The sequence below is a fragment of the Streptomyces spongiae genome, from assembly GCF_009377185.1.
Classification (GTDB): domain Bacteria; phylum Actinomycetota; class Actinomycetes; order Streptomycetales; family Streptomycetaceae; genus Streptomyces; species Streptomyces spongiae.
In genome coordinates, this window is the sequence record NZ_VJZC01001077.1 from 1 (window position 1) to 1,265 (window position 1,265).

1 protein-coding gene is annotated in these 1,265 nt (G+C 75.3%); it reads left to right on the forward strand.

Features of this window, described 5'->3' with window-relative positions; all coding sequences use genetic code 11:
- Positions 1-1,265: polyketide synthase dehydratase domain-containing protein (locus FNH08_RS50220; protein ID WP_194238907.1), on the forward strand; the 1,265-nt coding region annotated here is incomplete at both ends.

Sequence of the window (1,265 nt, forward strand, 5' to 3'; positions counted from 1 at the left end):
GCAAGGGCCTGCCCGAGGTCGAGACCTTCCTCGCCGCCGTCGCCGAGCTGTACGTCCGGGGGGCCGACGTCGACTGGGCCGCCCTGTTCGCGGGCAGCGGGGCCCGTGACGTTTCCCTGCCGACGTACGCCTTCCAGCGGCAGCGGTACTGGCTGCGGCCGAGCCGCACCGGCGCCGCCGCCGACAGGCTCGGCCTCGGCAACCCCGGGCATCCGCTGCTCGGCGCCACCCTGCCCGTCGCCGGGTCGGACACCCTGCTGCTCACCTCACGCATGTCCGCGGACAGCCACCCCTGGCTGGCCGAGCACATGGTCGCCGGACGCGTCGTCGTCCCCGGTACGGCTCTCCTCGAACTCGCCGTCCAGGCCGGTGACCGTGCCGGCTGTGACCATGTCGCCGACCTCACCCTGCACTCGCCGCTCGTTCTCCCCGAGGACGGCGGCGCGCAGGTACAGATCTCCGTCGAACCGACCGAGGAGACGGAGACGGGTACCAGGACCCGCGCCCTGCGCATACACGCCCGCCCCGAGCGCGCGCCCGCCGACACACCCTGGACCCTGCACGCCACGGCCGGCCTCACCACACGGCCGGCCGAGCCCGACTGGGACCTGCGCGCGTGGCCCCCGGCCGGCGCCGAACCGCTCCCGCTGGACGGCCTGTACGACAGGCTCTCGGCGGCCGGCCTCGACTACGGACCCACGTTCCGCGGGCTGACAAGGGCCTGGCGGCACGACGACGGCCTCTACGTCGAGGCCGCGCTGCCCGAGCCCGCCGCCGCCGAGGCCACCGCCTACGCGGTCCACCCGGCGCTGCTGGACAGCGTCCTGCACGCCCTCGCCCTGCCGCAGGACAGTCCCGACCAGGCTCGGCTGCCGTTCCTGTGGAGTGGTGTACGCCTGCACGCCGTGGGCGCGGCAGGGCTTCGTGCCCGGCTCGTCCGGCACAGCGACGACAGGGTCACTGTGTACGCGGCGGACGAGACCGGCGCGCCTGCCGCCGAGGCGGAGGGGCTGGTTCTGCGCCCCCTGCCGGCCCTGAGCGGCGACGTCCCCCGCGCGGGCAGCCTGTTCCGGCTGGAGTGGACGCCGGTCACTCTCCCCTCGTCGGGCACCAGGGAGGCCACCGAACCGAGTCTGGCCGTACTGACCGACGAGCCGTCCCCGTGGACCGCCGCCGATCCCTCGGTTGTCCACGGCACTACCCTCGACGCTCTTGCGGCCACGGCCCCGGGGACCGTCCTGCTCCCCGTCGGCGCGGGCGGACCC